Source organism: Streptomyces sp. CNS606, assembly GCF_000426325.1.
Map to the genome: position 1 here is coordinate 1 of NZ_AUFD01000029.1, position 18,381 is coordinate 18,381.

Consider the following 18,381-nt stretch of genomic DNA (forward strand, 5'->3'; position numbering starts at 1 on the left):
ACGACCCTCACCGCGGCCGCCATCTCAAGCCCCGGCGCCTGCACGCAGACAAGGCGTACGACGTCCCTGAACTGCGGCGTTGGGTACGCGGCAAACGCATCGGCGTTCGCATCGCCCGCAAGGGCATCGACTCCAGCGAACGCCTCGGCCGCCGACGATGGGTCATCGAACGCACCATGTCCTGGCTGACCGGCTATCGCCGCCTCAACCACCGCTACGAGCGACATCCCCGCAACTACCTGGCCTTCCTCGGCCTCGCCGCCGCCCTCTGCTGCTACAAACGACTCGCCCGCCTCACCACATAGGACACGGTCTTAGCCCGCCGTGTCTCCGCAATAGCGTGCCCGTCACGGCGTGTGATGGTGTGGGGCGACAGCTCAAGAAGGGTTGTGCTGAGGAGCGCCCCAGGTGCCAACGCGAGGCTGACACGTTCCGCTGCCGCTTCGATACCCTCAACATGGACGTTGAGAGCGGTGGTGGGGAGCGTAAATGGCTAAGGGTACGCAGGTGATGCCCCTCGAGGTGCAGCACATCAGGAGGGCGCTGCTGCGGGAGTTCCAGGACCGGATCCCCATGGAGGACTTCGAGAAGAAGGACCCTGGGGAACGCGAGACGGCCCTGTTGTCGAGGGCGGTGTCCGCGAAGGCCGCCCGCATCCTCGCCGACTGCACCTCGGACGAGGCGGCGGCGTGGGTGATCGACGGCAGGGACGACTTCGGGATCGACTGCGTCGCGTTCTCCGCCTCGGGGACCGAACTCTGGCTGATCCAGGCCAAGTGGAAGGACAAGGGGACGGCCGGCTTCGACACGGAGGCGGCACTCAAGCTGGTACACGGACTGAAGAAGCTTGACAACCGTGACCTCGACCACTTCAACGAGAGGCTACAACTGCTCGCGGACCGTGTGCACGGTGTCCTGCGGCTGCCCACGTGCAAGGTGAACCTGGTCGTCGCACTCATGGGCGACGGACGTCTTTCGGTTGAGACCCGCAACATCCTGGACGAGGCGGCCAACGAGTTCGGCGGACGGGGCCGGAGCGTGGAGTACCGGGTCCTGGACCAGAGTGACTTCCACCGGGCGATCCGGGAGGACCTGGAACCGCAGCCGATCACTATCAGGGCGACCATGGACCGGGAGTGGTACAGCCGTGAGAACCCGTACAAGGCGGTGATCGGTGAGGTCAGTGCCGATCAACTGGCGCGCTGGTACGGCGGCCAGAGCGATGACGGGGACCATGAGAAAGGGCACGGCGAGCGTCTCTACGACCGTAACGTGCGCAAGACACTTGGGCTCACCGGGGTCAACCAGACCATGGTGGAGTCGATGCTGGCGGACCCGGAGGGCTTTCTCTACCGGCACAACGGCATCACGGTGCAGTGCGACAGGATCGAGCAGGAATACCACGCCAAGAGAGCGGTGGGCCAGCCCACCACCCTTACCCTGTACAACGCCAGTGTGGTCAACGGAGCTCAGACGGTGTCCTCCGCCTTCCGGGCCTACGAGCGGGATCCCGAGGTCGTCGCGGAGGCGTACGTCCTCGTAAGGATCATCTCCCTGGACGGAGCGCCGGAGGGCTTTGGACGTTCCATCACCAAGGCCACCAATACGCAGAACCACATGGAGCTTCGCGACTACATCGCCATTGACACCGTCCAGAGCGAGATCCAGAAGGACTTCCGCCTCTCGCTCGACAAGGAATACGTCTTCCGGCGGGGCGAACTGGACCCGGCCCCCGAGTCGGGCTGCTCGGTCACGGAGGCGGCCACGGCGCTGGCCTGCATGCACCGGGAATCGTCGCTCGCGGTGCGGGTCAAGGGTTCCACGAACGCGCTGTGGGAGGAGGGACCCGGGGGCGCCTACACCAACCTGTTCGGCCAGCAGCCGACCGCCCAGCAGATCTGGCGTGCGGTCCAGGTATTCCGGCTGGTCCGGGACCAATTGACGGAGCTGAGAGCAAAGTTCAGTGGGCGCCCGGCAGCTGTCGTCGACAGTGGTGGTCTGCTGGTGGCCCATCTGGTGTTCCAGCGCATCGGAAAGGACCGGTTCGACGAGCCGGACGACGAGTGGGCTGCCGTACTCACCGACGTGCCCGGACAGGTCAGCGCCGTGCTCCTCTGCCTGATCACCATGGTTGACACCCTCTTCACGAAGAAGAGTTATGTCACCAGCACGTTCGCCAACGAGGAACGCTGCGCCCGCCTGGTCTCCGCGGTCCTGGGGGTACTCGAACGAGGCACCGGTCCGGACTCCCCCATGAATCTAAAGGCCCTCATGTCGGATGCAGGGCCGAAGCGGCAGCGGCGGCCCCAGACGGTTCGCCTGCTCGTCGACCACGAAGCCATCAGTGAAGGCACGCCTCTCATCTACGCTCCCAGTACCGTGGAGGAGCTGGCCATCGGCGCCTGGCTCGACGAGGATCCCCGTCGCCGCCGGGCGAGTTGGGTGAACGACCGGAAGACCCCCATCCTCTGGGAGGCCGACGGTAAGCGGTACTCCCCGACGGGACTGGTCTCCCAGATGTGGAACGCGGCCGACTGGAAAGAGCAGTGGAGCGCGGTCCAGGGGCCCAAACAGTGGAGGATTGCGGCGGAGGGGACGCTGGTGGAGATCGCCGAGCGGCTCTGGCACCGGATCACGGACGATGAGGATCCGGGGGAAGCGAGCACGGCGTGAGACCGGCCTGGGCGCCGACCACCCGTTCGCGTTCGCCGGGCGGGAGTTGTTGAGCGAGTTCAGGGCCGGCCGGTGAAGTTAACCGAGGTGGAGGCGTGACGGGCGGGCGTCGCTGGCAGAACCGGGACCGGGCTGCCCTGTGTGCTTCGTGGTACGCCGCCGCAGCCGTCGTGCGTCTCCTGTAGGTCGGCCCCGGAGGGGCACGTGGTCGCTGTCCGGCCGGCCCAGGAGGGCGATTACCGGAGCGTCGTGCACGGCAAGTATGGGGAAGAGGTGCCGTTGCCCGCCGACCTCGGTGAAGATCTGCCCACGGCCGGACTGGGCCTGTACAAGACGCGACCGGGCCGCTGACCGCGGCGTGCCTCAAGGCCCAGGAACCAGGGAACCTGGGCACGCTGCCGTTGCGTGCTCACGCCTCTGCAGGTCCGTCGGCCCAGGCTCGTACCAGTGGCCCCTGCTGCCAGGGTCTATCCCGGCAGCGCCTCCGCGACCTGGCGGAAGTGGGCGGCGGCCTCGTCGAGGCGGTCCGCCACCTCGGAGGCGATCTCCTTGGGGGAGCCGAAGTCGCCCAGTTCCGGGGTCAGATGGGCCTTGAGGTCGAGGCTCGTGTTCGGGCGTGCGAGGAGGTCCGCCACCGGATAGCGACGGAAACGTTTCGACGCCGACTCGGTCCGTGCGAGGAAGCCGCCCTCGGGGAGGCAGGAGGCGATGAAATCCGCGAAGTCGGCTTCGGTGACCGGGTTGCCGGTGTCGGTGTGGTGGTTGCCCGTGCGGGCGTCGTACACCCACAAGTCCTTCGTGGCGGGCTCGCCGTTCGGCTTGGGGGCGGACTTCGTGAAGAAGAGGATGTTCGACTTCACGCCCTTGCGGTGGAACAGCCCAGTCGGAAGCCGGAGCAGTGTGTGCACATCGCAGTTCCTCAGCAGGTTCTGACGTACGGTGGCCGCCGCACCGCCGCCGAAGAGGACACCGTCCGGGATGAACACCGCCGCCCGCGCGCCCTGGGGCAGGGTGATCGCCAGGTGCTGTAGGAAATTGGTGGGGAAGTCCCCGTAGGCCCAGAAGTCGTCGCGCATGGTGGCGTCCGGCTGGACGCCGTTGCTCTTGAACGGTGGGTTGCAGATGGCCACGGTGGGCACGACACCGGACACGGACCGGACGACTGGGCTCTTGCGCCTGAGCGTGTCCGCGAGCCGGACGGGGGCGGGGTCGGCGAACGGACGGCCGGTGTGCAGCAGGATGTTGAGCACGGCCAGCTGGCACATCTGCGTGTCGAGATCGGCGCCCGCGAGGGTGGTCGGCGGCAGCTGACGGTTGGTGGCGAGCATGGCGTTGTGGGCGGCGATGAGTGTCGTGCCCGTGCCGCACGCCGGGTCGATCACGATGTCCTCGGGGCCCACGCCGAGCACCCTGGTGATGGCGTTCAGGACGGGGAGGGGTGTGAGTGTCTGACCGGTCTCGATCTTGCGGTCGATGTCATCCCGGCAGTCGCGCAGCATCCGCGAGAAGGCGCCGCCCAATTCGGCCTGGCGGACCGACAGCCAGTGGTACGGGTCGATCTGCTCGACGATCAGCTTGTTGAGCTCGGCCATGCGGTCGAGGTCCCAGGGCTGGGCGTCGCGGAAGACGACGCTCGCGGTCTGGCGGTCGGGACGGTCGGATAGGTTCTGGTCACCGAGGTCGTCCATGAGCTCGGACAGTGTGGCGTGCAGGGCGTCACCGCTGAGCAGGGCAAGGTTCGGCCAGGCGTCGGCGGGTGCGACGGGCGGCTGTGCGAAACGGCCCGCGCGCTGGGCGCGCTCGTGGTCCAGCTTGAGGAACAGCAGGTAGCCGACGTGCTCCACGAACTGGAGGCGGGTGATGGCCCGGGTGCTGGTCTCCTCGCGGTAGAACTTCCAGAAGCGGTCCGCTATCCCGTCGCCGTCCCAGAGCTTCTCCGGTCGTACGCCTGCCGCCGCCGCGCCGTTGCCTCGGCCGAACCCGTTGGCCATATGTCACCCAGTCCCTGTGCGAAGTCCCTGGCCTGGCCGTCCGTGTCTGTACAGTCCGCACAAATACGAGCGCCATGCCTCCCGTTACCGGGAGCGGGCTCCGGCAGGCCCTCAGGGCCACCGGAGCCCGTGTGGGACTTGGCGGGGAGGGAGACCGGGTTACCGCTCCTGGGTCGTGCTGTCGTCCGTGGTGCCGTCTTCGGAAGCGCTGGTAGTGGTGCCGGTGGAGCCGTCGGCCGCCCTGGTGTTCGCGGCCTTCTTCAACGCTTGTGCTACGGCGGTGAATTCGGCCAGTGCCGTCTCCAGGTCCTCCACGATCTCCTGGGCGATCACGTCTGGGGGCGCGAGCGCGGCGGAGGAGGCGGAGGCCGACTGAAGTACCGTCAGGTCGAGGTTGACCTTGTCACGGGCGATCAGTTCATCATACTCGTATGACCGGAAGCGCTCACTTGGCTTTCGGGCCGAGTAGTCCGTGCCGCCCGAGTGGAAGGCGGCCACGAACTCGTCGAGGTGCTCGCGGCGCAGGGCGCGCTGCTTGAGCGTGAAGCGCTGATCGGTGCGGAAGTCGTAGACCCAGAGCTGTTTGGTCGCGGGCTTGCCGCCGGGGCGGGGCGGGCGCTTGTCGAAGAACAGGACGTTCGCCTTGACGCCGTTGGCGTAGAAGATGCCGGTGGGCAGGCGCAGCAGGGTGTGGACGTCGGTGAGTTCCAGGAGGCGACGGCGGATCTCGGCGCCCGCGCCGCCCTCGAACAGCACGTTGTCGGGCAGGACCAACGCGGCCCGGCCGTTCGTCTTCAGCAGGGTGTAGATGTGCTGGACGAAGGTGAGCTGTTTGTTCGTGGTCTGCGTCCAGAAGTCGTCGCGGGAGGTGTATGCCTCGCCGGTGACCGAGCCGACGCCGAAGGGCGGGTTGGCGAGCACGATGTCGTAGAACTTATGCGGCGATTTCGCCAACGAGTCCTGGATAGTGATCAGCGGGCGGGCTTCGGACGTGCCGATGCCGTGCAGCAGCATGTTCATCAGGGCCAGCCGGGCCGTCTCCCGGACCAGCTCGTAGCCGGTGATGGCACCCGTCTGGAGCTTGCGGGCCTCGTCGCCGTACAGCTGTTCCTCGTAGCGCTCGACGATGTGGGCGTGCGCGGCGATGAGGAAGCCGCCGGTGCCGCAGGCCGGGTCGGTGATCGACTCACCGGGGCGCGGCTGCAGGCAGTCGACCATCGCGTCGATGAGCGGGCGGGGCGTGAAGTACTGGCCGGCGCCGGTCTTGCGGTCCTCGGCGCCGCGCTGGAGCAGGCCCTCGTAGGCGTCGCCCTTGAGGTCCTGGTTCTCGCGGGTCCAGGTGTAGGGGTCGATCAGGTCCTTGATGAGACGTTCCAGGACGGCGGGCTCGTGGATCTTGTTTTGTGCCTTGGTGAACACCTCACCGAGCATCGTCCCGCCCTTGCGGCCAAGCTCCCGCAGGACGTACTCGTAGTGGTCCACCAGATCCTCGGCCGACCGGCTGGTGAGACTCTGCCAGTCCAGGCCCGGTGGGACGAGCGGCTCCTCCGGCATGTTCTTGCGGAACCTGGCCGGCCGGTTGGCGCGCTCGTGCGCCATCTTCAGGAAGAGGAGGTACGTCAGCTGCTCGACGTAGTCGAGGGTGGAGACGCCGGAGTGGCGCAGCAGCTCGCAATACGACCAGAGGCGGTTGACGAGAGTGGAGGTCGTCTCGCCTGCGGAGCGGCGGGGGCCTGGGGTAGCGGCGTTGTCCATGAGGGTGGTGGTGCTCACTGGGGCAGTTCATCCTGACCGGGCGGGGCGGTGCGCGGTTTGCGAGGGGTGCGCTTGCGGGGTGCCGCTTTCGCGGTCGCGCGTGCGGCGCGGATGCGGTCTAGCAGGGCGGAGGCGGGCTCGTCGGCGGGGTTCTGGGGGACAAGGGTGCCGGTGAAGGCGGCGTTCAGGAGGGCGGCGCGGAGGTCTCGGGCCTGAGCCAGGGCCGCTTCGGCGGTCGCCCTTGCGGTTGCCACGTTCTCTAGGTGCAGCTCGATTGTCTTCACCAGATGCTCTTGGATTTCCTGCGGCGGAATCGGCACGGGAAGGAGCTTAATCTTACGGAGGCTGATCGATGCAAGATTAACGGATTGGGTGCCGTTGCGATCGCACCAGGCTTTACCGAAACCGTTGGCGTGCCAGGCGAGCAGTTTGGGGTGGATCCTCTGCCCGATCACTCGAGCGCGGAAAACATGGTTTTGGTGAATACAGTTTTCGACCTGCCCCTCCCATACCCAGCCGCGCCCGAGCTTGTCCCGGTCCCCTCCCTCGTTGAGGAGTATGTCGCCAGGCTGCAAGCGAAGGGAGAGCGCCTTCTCGGGAGGGACTCGAATAGTCGTCACATTATCCAGCACAAGCTGCCCGCGCTGCACGTTGGCGACGCGCAGGTAAGGGACCTCGACGTAGTTCGGGTCTCCTTGACGCTTGCTGTCCTTCGTTACGCCGCCGACCACTGAGGCGACCTCGCCGAGACGGGCCCAACTCCAGTCGGCGGGGAGGTCAGGGATCGTCCCATCGTCGATATCGGCTCTCTCCAGTGGGACCGGCGCGAGTTCGACTTCTTCCAGGCAACCGCGCGAGCCACGGGCGGTGACCTGCTCCGCGAGGGTTGCGGCGCTCGACAACGCGGCGTGTGCTGATGCTTCGCCTGCTTCTACGTGAGCGACTTGCTCCTCGATTTGGGTTACGATTCGCCGCTGCTCCGCAAGTGGTGGTACAGGAACCGTAAGGGACTCCAGGTAAGGCCGCGGCACACGTCGTTGGCCAACTGCGCCCGACATGTTCTGCTCTGCGTTTGCACGCACGTCGGGCTGCAGCAAGTAGTGCATAAGATATTCGGGAAGCACTGCCCCGCAGCTGCGCAGAACATGGAACTCGGTGCTACCGAGGGCGCGACCGTCGAGCAACCCTCGTGCTACTGCGATCTTCCCATTCTCCATGCAGGGTGTGATCTTGGCAAAGAGAACATCGTTCTCCTGGAAGCGAGTGAGTGACTTCTTCTTCAAGTCGCCGTAGCGCACATGATTGGATGCGTCGACGCGTCCCGTTTCGGCTTCAACGGAGGCCATGGGGACTTGGGAGATGAAGTCGTCGTCGCCTGGCTCGTCGTCGAAGGAGCGAGGGTTGACGTCGCACAGTTCCTTCAGCGCCGCCCACGCCCACCCCTGCGGCAGTTCCCCTCGGCCGCCTCCGGAACCCTCACCCAGCCCCAGCGTCACGCGCCCAGCTCCCTGTCCAGTTCGTCGAGGATCTCTTCCGCCCGCTCCTCGCCGAACTCCGCAAGGAATCCGTCCGTGCCGTTCATCTTCGTGAACGGGGGATAGTCGAGGTCGGCGGTGTCGAAGCGTACACGCTCGATCGTGGCACCGGCGATGTGGTCGAGCCACCACCGTTCGGTGGTCGTGAAGGTCACGCCCGCCTGTTCCTGGCTGGTCAGCCAGGCCGCGTACCGCTCCTCCACCGTCTCCGCGTGCGGGCGTGGCGGAGGGGCCCCGCCGTCCGCACCGCCCTCCAGTTCGTACCGGAGCAGGGCCAGCAGGTCGGCCGCAGTGCGGGCGGTGGAACGGTTCGCCGTCACGGCCTCGCCCACCTGCTCGTAGCAGCGCCACAGCTTGTCCGCTGTCCAGGCTCGCGGAGGGCGCGCCACACCTCGCGCCAGGTTCTTCAGCCGGCTCAAGGCATCCCTGGGCGGCATGGATGAATCGGCCGAGAAGGCGACGGCCAGCGCCGCCATCTCGTCCCGGTGCTCCTTGACGTAGGCCCGCCAGTCGCGCACCGTCTCGCGGGCGGTCGACTCGTCCTCCGGGACCGCGCCGGCCGACACGAGGGCGTCGCGGCTCGTCTCGTCGTAGAGGATGTCCTTCGCGCGGCGCATCTCCAGTAGTCGGTTGCGCAGCTCGGGGGTGGAGGCCAGCGGACGCAGTGCCCGTTCGGTCACGTCCTTGACCGCCTGGTCGGGGTCGAGGCCGAGGCATTCGGCGGCCTCGCGCGTCTTGCCCTGTTCGTCGATCGACACGGCGTCGACCATGTTGTGGACGATGTGTTTCAGCGGGACACCGCCCGTGAGGCTCTCGACCTCGGCCCGTTCGTCATCGGTCATCTGGAGGTCGAGCTTGGCCAGACGGGAGGCGAGGGTGGAGACGTGGGCGTCCTCCGCGACTCCCCGGGCGGTGAGGCGGAGGAGTCTCTCCAGGTTGAGGTCCTTCTCCGTGTGCTGCTCCAGCGGACCGGCGTCCACCTTCGGCTTGCGGGTCACACCCACCGCGTCGACGATCACGAAGTGCGTCTTGGGGCCGACTCCCGGGGTGACCCTCTCGAACTCGGTCAGGGAAAGGGTGCGTGCGCCCCGGCCCTTCATCTGCTCGAAGTAGGCCCAGCTCTTGACGTCCCGCAGGAACAGCAGGCATTCGAGCGGCTTGACGTCCGTGCCGGTGGCGATCATGTCGACGGTTACGGCGATGCGCAGCTGTGGCAGGTTACGGAAGTCGGCGAGCCGTTCGGCGGGCTTTTTCGCCGCGTGGGTAATTTTGGCGCAGAAGTCGTTGCCCTTGCCGAAGACGTCACGGACGACCTCGACGATCTCCTCGGCGTGGTTGTCGTTCTTGGCGAAGATCAGGGACTTGGGGACGTACATCTCGTCCCAGAGCAGTTCGCCGGTTTCCTCGTCGCGTTTCGCGCGCGCGGGGAAGATCTCCGTGAACAGGCGTTCCCGGAAGGTCTGGATTACCGTACGCAGCTGGTCCTTGCTGATCACGCCCACGCCGACTTCCGTGGCCCCGTAGGAGACGTCCTCGTCGAAGTCCTCGTAGCGCTGGCGTCGGGTGCGGCGGTCGCGGACCGGGATGACGCCCCGCGCGATGACCCCGCCCTCGCCCGTTATCCGCGTCACGATCTCGTACACCTGGAAGTCGACGTTGACGCCGTCGGCGACCGCCTCGGGGTAGGTGTACTCGCTGACCAGGTTGCCGTTGAAGTAGCCGAAGGTCTGGGCGACGGGTGTCGCGGTGAGGCCGACGACGGGGGCGTCGAAGTACTCCAGGACGGAACGCCACTTGCCGTAGATGGAGCGGTGGCACTCGTCGACGACGATCAGGTCGAAGGACTCGGGCGGGATGCCGGGGTTGTAGCCGACAGAGATGTCACCCGGCGCGTCGTAGGAGTATTCGTCCTCGCCGTCCTCGCCCCGGGTGGCGGGGACGGTCGCGCCCGTCAGCTCCATGTACAGGCGCTGCACGGTGGACACGACGACCTTCGCGGAGGGGTTCATACCGTCGGCCCCGAGGCGCTGCACGTTGAACAGGTCGGCGAAGGTGCGGTTGGTGTCGGGCGTGGTGAAGTTCTCGAACTCGTTCTGCGCCTGGGCGCCCAGGTTGTTACGGTCGACCAGGAACAGAACCCGCTCGGCCTGCGCGTACTTGAGCATCCGGTACGAGAAGGTGACCGCCGTGTACGTCTTGCCGGCGCCGGTCGCCATCTGGACGAGGGAGCGGGACTGGCCTGTGCCCTGCTGGCCCTTGCCCAGCGCCACGGACTTCTCCACGCCGAGCACCGCCTTGATCTGGGCGGGGCGGAGCGGGCGCTCGTCCAGGTCGGGCATGCGAAGGCGCAGCCGGGCGCGGTAGGAGGGGGCCTGTGGGTCCTGTTCGGCCTGGCGGATCCAGCGGGCCAACGTGCGGGGCTGGTGGAAGGAGAAGATTCGCCTGCTGCGCGAGTCGGGGTCGAGGGTGCTGCGGAAGCGGGTCTCGCCGCCGTCCGAGACGTAGCGGAACGGCAGCGGAGTGCACCAGGCGATCAGGCGCTGCTGTGCCTCGGTGGGGTGGTCGGCGTACCGGTCGGCCTGTGCTTCGGCAGCCGTCAGGTCGGCGCCCTCCCGCTTGGCCTCGATCACGCCGATGAGCTTGCGCTCTACATACAGTGCGTAGTCGGCGCGGCCGGTGGCGGTGGTCGTCTCTCGGACCGCGACTCCGCTGCCGCGCCGGTCGCCCTGTACGTACAGGTTGAGGCTGCCGTCCGCGCCCTGGACGCTCCAGCCTGCGTCGGCGAGCATCTGGTCGAGGCGGGTGCGCACCTGCGCCTCGGTGAGCGGCTCGCGGGCTGCCTGCTCGGCGTTCTCCAAAAGGCGCGCGCGCTCGGCCACGGCCTCGGAGGCAGCGGCGGGACTTGTGACCTGGAAGCGCAGCAGTTGAGCGTCGGCTGCGGACTGGGCCTGCTGGAGTGCCGCGAGCTGGTCCTGCATGGCGGCCACCTGGCGGGCAAGCTCCTCGCGCTCCGCTGCGGCGTCGGCGAGTTCCCGCTCCACTGTGTGCCGGGCGGCCTGCTCCGCCTGTGCCTGGGACGCCTGACCTTCGTAGGTGAGACGGGCCTCCTCCAGCGCCCGCCGAGTCTCCTCCACCTGTATGCGCAGGGCCGTGTTCTGTGCGGCTGGCGTGCGCGACGGGTCTGGCGGAACGAACGTGCGCTGCTCGCGGGATCCCGTGATCAGACGGTGGTACCAGACACCGAGCCGGTGACAGGTCCGCAGGGCCCGGAAGGCGTCGTCGTGGTCGTCGTGGTCGTCGTGGTTGGCCTTGTTGCCGAGCACGCGGACCTCGTGGAAGGCGGGCCCCACGTTGCCATGCAGATAACCCTCCCTGTCGAGGGTGGCCAGGCGCTCGATCTGCTTGCTCCCGGTGAACTGGACGCGACCCCGGCGCACCAGATCGGAAGCAACGGCCTCACCGAACTGTCGGGACTTGATCAGCGAGGTGTTCGGGTCGGTGAACACGTTGGCCTCGGCGCCCGAACCGTAGGCGACGAGTAGCGGCACATGGTCATATAGGAAACCGAAGTTGCGTGACGTGCGGGCGAGTTCGGCGAGTCTCGGGTCCGGCACGTGTGCGTCGCCACCTGCGCTCATCAGAGGGGTACCGCTCTTCCTGGGTGCTGTACGACGTAGAGTGCTCGGGTTGTCCGGGCGCGGTGAAGGGATCATCGAGCTTAATGCCGGGGGGCGCATTGGCGCCAGGAGTTTCATGCCGCTGGAGGCTGCAGCAGATGCCACACCTGAGACTCAGGCCGGGAACGACTCGACGCCGTGACTGCGTACGGCCTGCAGCCCGTGCCGCCAGGTACCTTTGGTGACCTTGGATCTTCTAGTGCCTTGTCATGGAGCCCGTGCTGGACATCACGTCGGTCACGCCCGACCAGGGAACTTCGGCAAGATCCTGTTACGAGCTCTAAGCGGTGCGCACAGGACGGCCTGACCTGCGGCGGAGCGACTAGGTGTATGAGGCCATGAGGTTGGTGACGCCTGTGTGGAGTCGGGAGGCTGGAGGGCGGTTCCCGGCGGCAGTGTGCGGCCGATGGTAGTTGTAGTGGACGTTCCAGGTGGTCAGATCGTGTGCTCGGTGGCTTTCGGATGTCCATGAGCGGGCGTAGAGGAACTCTTCGGACAGGATGCGCTGGTAGCGCTCGACTTTGCCGTTGTGCCGTGGCGTGTAGGGCGTGATGCGCTGGTGGCGTGAGCCGAGGAGGGCGCGGGCGAAGTCGCCGGCGCGGTAGCAGGCTCCGTTGTCGGTGACGATGCGCTGGATGCGGTCGATGCCGTGGGCGGCGAAGAAGGCCCGTGCACGGTGGAGGAACCCGACCGCCGTGGCGGCCTTCTCGTCGGGTAGTGCTTCGGTGTAGGCCAGGCGGGAGAAGCCGTCGAGGGCTGAGTGGAGGTAGACGTAGCCCGGCTTGCTGCCGCGGGTCTTGGTGCGGGCGACGCGTTTGGCCTGCTCGCTGCCGCGGCCGTGGAGGCGCCATCCGCCGCCGCCGGGTATGCGTCCGGTCTTCTTCACGTCGAGGTGGATCATGTGGCCTGGCCATCGGGCGGTGATGGTGCGGCCGGTGCGGTTGGTGCCGCCGTCGGGATCGATGAAGCGGCGGCGGTTCAGCCCGAGCTGGTGCAAGTGCCGTGTGACGGTGCGGCGGCTGATGGTCGTGCCCACGGCACGGAGCTCGAAGGCGATGCGGGCCGCTGACCACTTGTGCTCACGGCGCATGCGCTCGATGCGGGCCACGATCTCACCCCGGGTCCGGGTGGGCTGACGATGGGGCGTGCTGGGCCGGTCGAGCAGGCCGAGATCACCGTGGAGGCGGTACCGGCCCACCCATTTGCTGGCACAAGCCCTGGAGATGCCCATCTCCGCGGCGACGTGAGCGATGGGACGGTCCTGACAGCGCCGGACCAGACGACGACGGCCTTCGACCGAGAGCGGGGCATTACGGTGGGACACCGGGCGGGTCCTTTGTGACGGCGGACGAGTGACTTGGCGGTTCTCATCCTGCCGCTGAAGGACCCGCCCTCGTCGTACCGGCCCCAGCGTCTACAACCTCATGACCCGCAACACCTAGGCGGCGACTGCGGTCCGCAGGGAGTCCGCAAAGGCGTCAACGCGGACCAACGCGCTCAGCGCGGTCACGCCGCCTCTCCGGAGGCGGCGTCCCGCTCTCCAGGGCGGTCCGCGCACGCCTTGTCGACCGCTGCCCGGGTCCGCTCCTCGGAGTCGGGCCACAGGTGGGTGTAGATGTTGAGCGTCATGGCCGCGTTGGCGTGACCGAGACGCTCGGAAACGGTCTTCACCGACTCACCGTGCTTGATCCTTGTACTGCGTGGGCATCTCGGCCGCCAAGCCGCGCATCCGCTCCACTGGCCACGGCACGATGCGCTTCCGGGGTATCACAGGCTGCTTGGTGCCAGCACAAGGGTATGCGCCAGTTGGCTCTCCACTGCCACCTCAGCGTTACAGGTGGGCCTCCGCCGAGCACGACTACGGCGCGGGCTACTGGAGACACACCACAGGAACTGGCTACTTCGCCTGGCCGCCGGCAACACCAACGGGGGAACCAGTTCTAGGCACCCTCCGGGGAGAGGGGCGAGTTCCTCCGGGGTGGCGGCCTGGTCATTCACCACCGACACGCAAGGAGAGAGTACATGGATGGAACGCATCATGTTCATCCTCCCCCTGACTGGGGGAATCCTAGTGCTCATCTTTCGCAAGAAATGGATAGACGCTGCAACGGCGAGCCACTACGCGTTCTTTGGGGAGCGGGGAATTAGCCTACATGAGAAATTCGCTCGCTTCTTCGTTCCCTTCATTGCATTGGGGTTTGTAGTGGTAGGGGTCTTGGGGTTTTTGGGAATTGAATAGCCACGATGCCCGAGGCGTCGCCCTGAAGGCTTCGGAGGACGGGACGACGATCGGCGTCGGCGCGCACGGCACGCTCCGCGCGGCGCACGTCACGGCGTATCCCGACGACAGGTCCAGGACTTTTGCCGCGCCTTCGCTGGAGCGGGAGAAGCCATCCTGTCGGCAGGGACTCAGCACACCCCCAGCCGACGTGAGGCCGCGTTCCGTGAGCTGATCGAAACCTGGGTGCAGCGCGGCGGACCGCGCCTCGCTCGATGGTTCTCCTCCCACGGAGCACACCCCGGTGGCACAGACGTCCGGGGAAGCGTCGACATCGTTGCCGAACGTCAGGCTCCAGCTCGGACCCCGCTCTCTGTGGCCGAACTCCGCATGGCTTCCTACACCGCCGCCCACGCCTACTACGGCAGCGACCGCGCCGCCTCCGGTCACTTTCACCTCGCGGCACCGGGCTCGGGCGGGGGACCGTGGGGGCTGCACGGGCTGCACTGTGCGGAGCCCCGCAGCTTCCGACTGCGCACGGAAGCCTTCCACCGCGCCGACCGTCCGCAGACATCCGTCGGAGAAGGAACAGCTCGCGTCTTCGCCCTGCATGACGGAGCCTTCGAGGTGTCGGGCGACGACACCTGGGATGTCGAACTGGGTCGAGTCGACGGGCTGGCCGCTGCTCGTCCTTCCTGTGCCGAGCGGGAGTGACCTCGCGCCGGCGTATTCCGTTGGCGGCCCGCCTGAGCAGACCCCGTGCCCTGCCGGCCGGACGCTGGCGCTCCGTGTGTGCGACCGCGCGGGCGGGGAGTCGCCGGCCGCGTCGGCGAGAATCACGGCGGGCCCTCCCGGAGCAGGTCCGCATGACTGTGACGGTCCGTGTGACTGTGGTCTACGGCGTGAAGGCGATGCTCGCTCCACGTCCAGCGAGTGCTCCCCTCGTACCGCTCGCCTGGAGGGGTGAGGTTCCGGGCGCAGGCGTCGCGTAAGGGCCGGGGCGGGTCGGCCGGACGCCCGTCGTGGCATGAGATTCTCCGTCGCGACCGCGTCCTCGACGTCGCCACGGAGGACTCGTGGAGCCGTCGCGGCGGCGTGCCCGCGGGGGTGGGACGGCTGCCGGGGCTGCGCGGGGGTGAGGGGCTTGCCCGGCGCGGGTACGGTGGTGCCAGCCACCCGTCGACGAGTCCACACGCCGAAGGAGAACAGGTCCATGCCACAGCGCGAAACGGCCAGCTGGAACCCGGACAAAGGCTATGTAGCGCTTCTCGGCTGGAGTCTCAACGCGGTGGAGGCCCTCGACCGGTTCGACCGGCGCTATGTCGTCGTGGCGCCGGAATGGGCCGAGGAGTATTGCATCGAGCACGACATACCGTACGTGCCGTGGAACTTCGACCGGCTCAACGACCGCTCGATGGAGATCGCCGAGACGCTGCAGAAGGAGGGCGTCGACGTCGCCATCCCACTGTTCGAGGAAACGGTGGAATGGGCCGGGGCGATCAATTCGGTCCTGCTGGACAATCCGCGCCTGTACGGTCAGGCCATGCTGCTGCGTGACAAGGCGCTGATGAAGCGCCGCGCGCAGCTCGGCGGCATCCGGGTCGGGATCTTCGAGGAGGCCCACGACCGGGACGACGTGATCCGCTTCCTCAAGCGCGTCAACCAGACCCTGCTCAAGCTGGACGGCGACCCGAACGACCCGATCCACCTCAAGGCGTTCGACAAGGCCGGATGCCTCGGGCACCGCGTCATCCGTACCCCGGACGAGGTCGACACGATTCCGGACGAGGAGTTCCCGGTCCTCATGGAGTCCCACCTCGACGGCTGGGAGTTCGCGGTCGAGGCGTGGGTGCACAACGGGAAGATCAAGTTCCTCAACATCTCCGAATACGTCACGCTCGGCTATTCGGTGTTCGTTCCGGCGACGCCGGAGCTGGAGAAACACCGGGCGCAGATCACGGCGCAGATCGAGAAGCTGATCAAGACGTTCGACATCGAATTCGGCTTCGTGCATCCGGAGTATTTCGTCACCAGTGACGGCGAGATGTACTTCGGCGAGGTCGCGTACCGGCCGCCGGGCTTCAAGGTTTTCGAACTTCTGGAGCGGGCGTACGGGTTCAACGCCTACCATGGGCTGGTGCTGGCCTTCGACCCGAAGACGACGGAGGAGGAGATCGACGCCTTCTTCCCGCGCGAGGTCGTCGACGCGTCCGGGGTGGCCGGCTGCTTCGGGGTCTACCCGCGCCGCCGTGTCGTCAGCGAACTGCAGATCCCCGAGGAGACCGAGGACGACGACTACTACGAGTCGCACGACCTCTCGACGCCGCTCGAGGAGACCGTCACCAAGCGGACCGCGTTCGGCACGCACTGGGGTCTGGTGTACTTCTTCGGCGATGACCCGTACCGGATGCGCGACCTGTTGAAGAAGCAGGAAGAGCTCGACTTCTACGTCTGACGGCCCCATGGACGCAGGAGACCTACCCGAGGACGACCTAGTGGAACCGACCGTCGACGTCAGCGGTGCGGCCACGACGCTGGACAAGCGCGTGACCTCACTCGACGACGCCATCCAGGCCATGGCCGAGACCCGCGACTTCGGCAAGCACACGAAGCTGCGGCGGGTCCTGGAAGCACTGCGGCGGGTACTCCTCCAGCCGGGCGGCGCCGCCGCGGTCCAGGCCAGGGCGCAGGCCATCGAGGAGGCGGGGCTCTTCCTGGAGACGGACTGGGCCTCACCGGAGATCCTCGTCCCGGCGCTGGTCGGCCCGAGCCTGCACAGCACGGACGCGGACACCGTCGTCATGGAAGCGACCAGCGAGCTGCGGATGCTTGCGGTGGCCCGCGGCGACTACGCGCACCCGACGCTCCCGGCCGAGGACGCCCGCCAGTTCCTGTCGCAGGTGCTGGCGACGAATCTGGAGCTGCTGTTCACCCCGCCCGGCGAGGCGGAGCGGACCCGGCAGGGCCGGACCGCGCAGATCATCCGGGACCTTTTCCACCACCTCGCCGACGAGATCGGCTACGACAGCGTCCTGGACAACCTGGTCGACGAAATCTGGCGGATCCTGCGCCAGCGCCCGATCCAGGTCGAGGCCGTGCAGTCGCTGATCACCCGGATCGCGGGCTACCGCGAGGACCCCGACGTGGATCTCGGCACGACGTCGGGGCAGGGCATCGACCGGCTCATCACGAGCCTGTTCGGGACCACCGAGGCGTGCCGGGAGGACCCGGGCGTCGACGTCTTCCGCTCGCGGCTCGAGGCGATGGACAACGGCGGCCTGCAGTACGAGGCGACCGGGTTCGCGCGGGCGATGCACGACACCGGCCTGGTGTCGCCCTACCACGCCGAACTTCTCCGGTTCCTCCTGCGCGAGAGCGACTACCTCGTCGGGGAGGCGCTCGGGCTGTCCGACACCGGCCGCAACTGCCTGATGCGCTACAGCCCCCTGGTGCACCGGCTGATCGAGGTGGCCGTGCACCCGCAGACCGCGCAGTGCATCTACGGGCTGGCGCTGCTGCTCGACCGCGGCATCCTGTACGAGCCGCCGATCGTGCCGGCGCTGTGGCGCCAGCTGGCGCTCGAACTGTCCCCGGTCGCACGGGAGCGGTTGACGACGGTGTTCGGCGACGTGCCGGGGCCGGAGGCGCGGCTGGTCGCGGGGGTGCTGTCGATGCTGGGCCAGCCGCTCGGCGTCGGCCAGGGCGACAACCCGACCTGCCAGTCGGCCCGCGCGCTGTCGATGTGGTCCTACAACGACCCGGACTACCTGTTGCAGATGGTGGTCTGGGCGGCTCGCGACGACGAGATCATCATGCACTTCGAGGGGCAGCCGATCTCGTCGAAGGAGAGCGGGTCCGGAGTCGCGACCACGCTGCCGATGGACCTGGACCCCGTGTCGCTGATCGCGGTCCCGCACCTGGACCGGATCTACGCCGAGATGGGGCGGCGCTGCGCCACCCGTCCGGGGGACCCGCACCGGTGGGTCAACCCCGAGTTCCACGGCTGGTGGTCGGCTCGCGGGTTCCACATCAACGTCGACGTCGCGACCGGGAACCTGGTCGACCTCGACGAGTTCCTGCGGCAGTTCCACGCCGGCTACCACCCGTCCTTCAACGGCGACCAGCCGCTGATCCATCCGCAGCCCGCCGGCGTCGCGGTCACCGACAGCGCGGCCCGCTACGTCGGCTGGCACGCGATCACGATCCTGCGGGTCGCGCCGGACCCGCAGGACGTCATGCGGGTGTACTTCTACAACCCGAACAACGACAGCGGCCAGGACTGGGGCGACGGCGTCGTCGTCTCCACCGCGGGCAACGGCGAGCGGTTCGGCGAGGCCTCGCTGCCGTTCGACCAGTTCGCGTCGCGGCTCTACATCTTCCACGCCGACCCGCTCGAGCACGGCGAACCGGAGCGGGTGCCCGCCGAGGACGTCGCGCGGATCATCGGCTACATCGAGCGCAGCTGGGGCGGCGACCGGCTCCCCGCGGGCACCCTGCAAGCCCTCGAAGGCCCCCCGACGCTGGAGGCCTGA

Annotated in this window: 12 protein-coding genes; 6 read left to right on the plus strand and 6 right to left on the minus strand. The window is 67.6% G+C overall.

The window, feature by feature from the left end:
* Positions 1-305, plus strand: a 305-nt coding sequence (locus K304_RS0118510; RefSeq protein ID WP_027764973.1) for a transposase, incomplete at its 5' end; no start/stop codon positions are given.
* A 184-nt stretch (positions 306-489) separates the two neighbouring features.
* Entirely contained in the window at positions 490-2,673 is a 2,184-nt protein-coding gene (locus K304_RS0118515) for an AIPR family protein (RefSeq protein ID WP_037791014.1), read from the plus strand.
* A gap of 467 nt (positions 2,674-3,140) precedes the next feature.
* Here the strand turns inward: K304_RS0118515 and K304_RS0118525 are convergent, their stop codons facing one another.
* The 6 genes from K304_RS0118525 to K304_RS32325 all read right to left on the minus strand — a co-directional run bounded on the left by K304_RS0118525 (position 3,141) and on the right by K304_RS32325 (position 13,302).
* Positions 3,141-4,664, minus strand: coding sequence for an N-6 DNA methylase (locus K304_RS0118525; RefSeq protein ID WP_027764975.1), 1,524 nt, complete (start codon positions 4,662-4,664; stop codon positions 3,141-3,143).
* A gap of 159 nt (positions 4,665-4,823) precedes the next feature.
* Entirely contained in the window at positions 4,824-6,437 is a 1,614-nt protein-coding gene (locus tag K304_RS29810; protein ID WP_486591722.1) for a class I SAM-dependent DNA methyltransferase, read from the minus strand.
* Positions 6,434-7,915 carry a restriction endonuclease subunit S gene (locus tag K304_RS32320; RefSeq protein WP_158687362.1) on the minus strand — a complete coding sequence of 494 codons (1,482 nt, stop codon included), beginning with the start codon at positions 7,913-7,915 and terminating at the stop codon, positions 6,434-6,436. Before K304_RS32320 ends, K304_RS29810 begins: the two co-directional genes overlap by 4 nt.
* Positions 7,912-11,568, minus strand: a complete 3,657-nt coding sequence (locus K304_RS29820) for a type I restriction endonuclease subunit R (protein ID WP_486591723.1) — start codon at positions 11,566-11,568, stop codon at positions 7,912-7,914. The genes K304_RS32320 and K304_RS29820 overlap by 4 nt, the downstream gene beginning before the upstream one ends.
* Positions 11,569-11,953: 385 nt before the next feature.
* The gene (locus K304_RS0118545) at positions 11,954-12,955 is read right to left on the minus strand and encodes an IS481 family transposase (protein WP_051308604.1); all 1,002 of its coding nucleotides are present in this window, start codon (positions 12,953-12,955) and stop codon (positions 11,954-11,956) included.
* Between the two features lie 182 nt (positions 12,956-13,137).
* Positions 13,138-13,302, minus strand: a complete 165-nt coding sequence (locus tag K304_RS32325) for a hypothetical protein (protein ID WP_486591724.1) — start codon at positions 13,300-13,302, stop codon at positions 13,138-13,140.
* 355 nt (positions 13,303-13,657) lie between these two features.
* Here K304_RS32325 and K304_RS0118555 point away from each other — a divergent pair, with 355 nt between their 5' ends.
* From K304_RS0118555 to K304_RS0118570, 4 genes are all read left to right on the plus strand, one after another.
* Positions 13,658-13,870, plus strand: coding sequence for a hypothetical protein (locus tag K304_RS0118555; RefSeq protein WP_027764978.1), 213 nt, complete (start codon positions 13,658-13,660; stop codon positions 13,868-13,870).
* 369 nt (positions 13,871-14,239) lie between these two features.
* Positions 14,240-14,563 (plus strand): hypothetical protein, encoded by a 324-nt coding sequence (locus tag K304_RS0118560; RefSeq protein WP_158687363.1) that lies wholly within the window; start codon positions 14,240-14,242, stop codon positions 14,561-14,563.
* A gap of 499 nt (positions 14,564-15,062) precedes the next feature.
* Entirely contained in the window at positions 15,063-16,304 is a 1,242-nt protein-coding gene (locus K304_RS0118565; RefSeq protein ID WP_027764980.1) for an ATP-grasp domain-containing protein, read from the plus strand.
* A gap of 40 nt (positions 16,305-16,344) precedes the next feature.
* Positions 16,345-18,381, plus strand: coding sequence for a hypothetical protein (locus tag K304_RS0118570; protein WP_027764981.1), 2,037 nt, complete (start codon positions 16,345-16,347; stop codon positions 18,379-18,381).

Excerpts from the sequence above, each read along its gene's own strand:
- K304_RS0118515 (WP_037791014.1), top strand. The coding sequence starts at position 490 with ATGGCTAAGGGTACGCAGGTGATGCCCCTCGAGGTGCAGCACATCAGG.
- K304_RS0118525 (WP_027764975.1), bottom strand. The coding sequence starts at position 4,664 with ATGGCCAACGGGTTCGGCCGAGGCAACGGCGCGGCGGCGGCAGGCGTA.
- K304_RS0118555 (WP_027764978.1), top strand. The coding sequence starts at position 13,658 with ATGGAACGCATCATGTTCATCCTCCCCCTGACTGGGGGAATCCTAGTG.
- K304_RS0118560 (WP_158687363.1), top strand. The coding sequence starts at position 14,240 with ATGGCTTCCTACACCGCCGCCCACGCCTACTACGGCAGCGACCGCGCC.
- K304_RS0118565 (WP_027764980.1), top strand. The coding sequence starts at position 15,063 with ATGCCACAGCGCGAAACGGCCAGCTGGAACCCGGACAAAGGCTATGTA.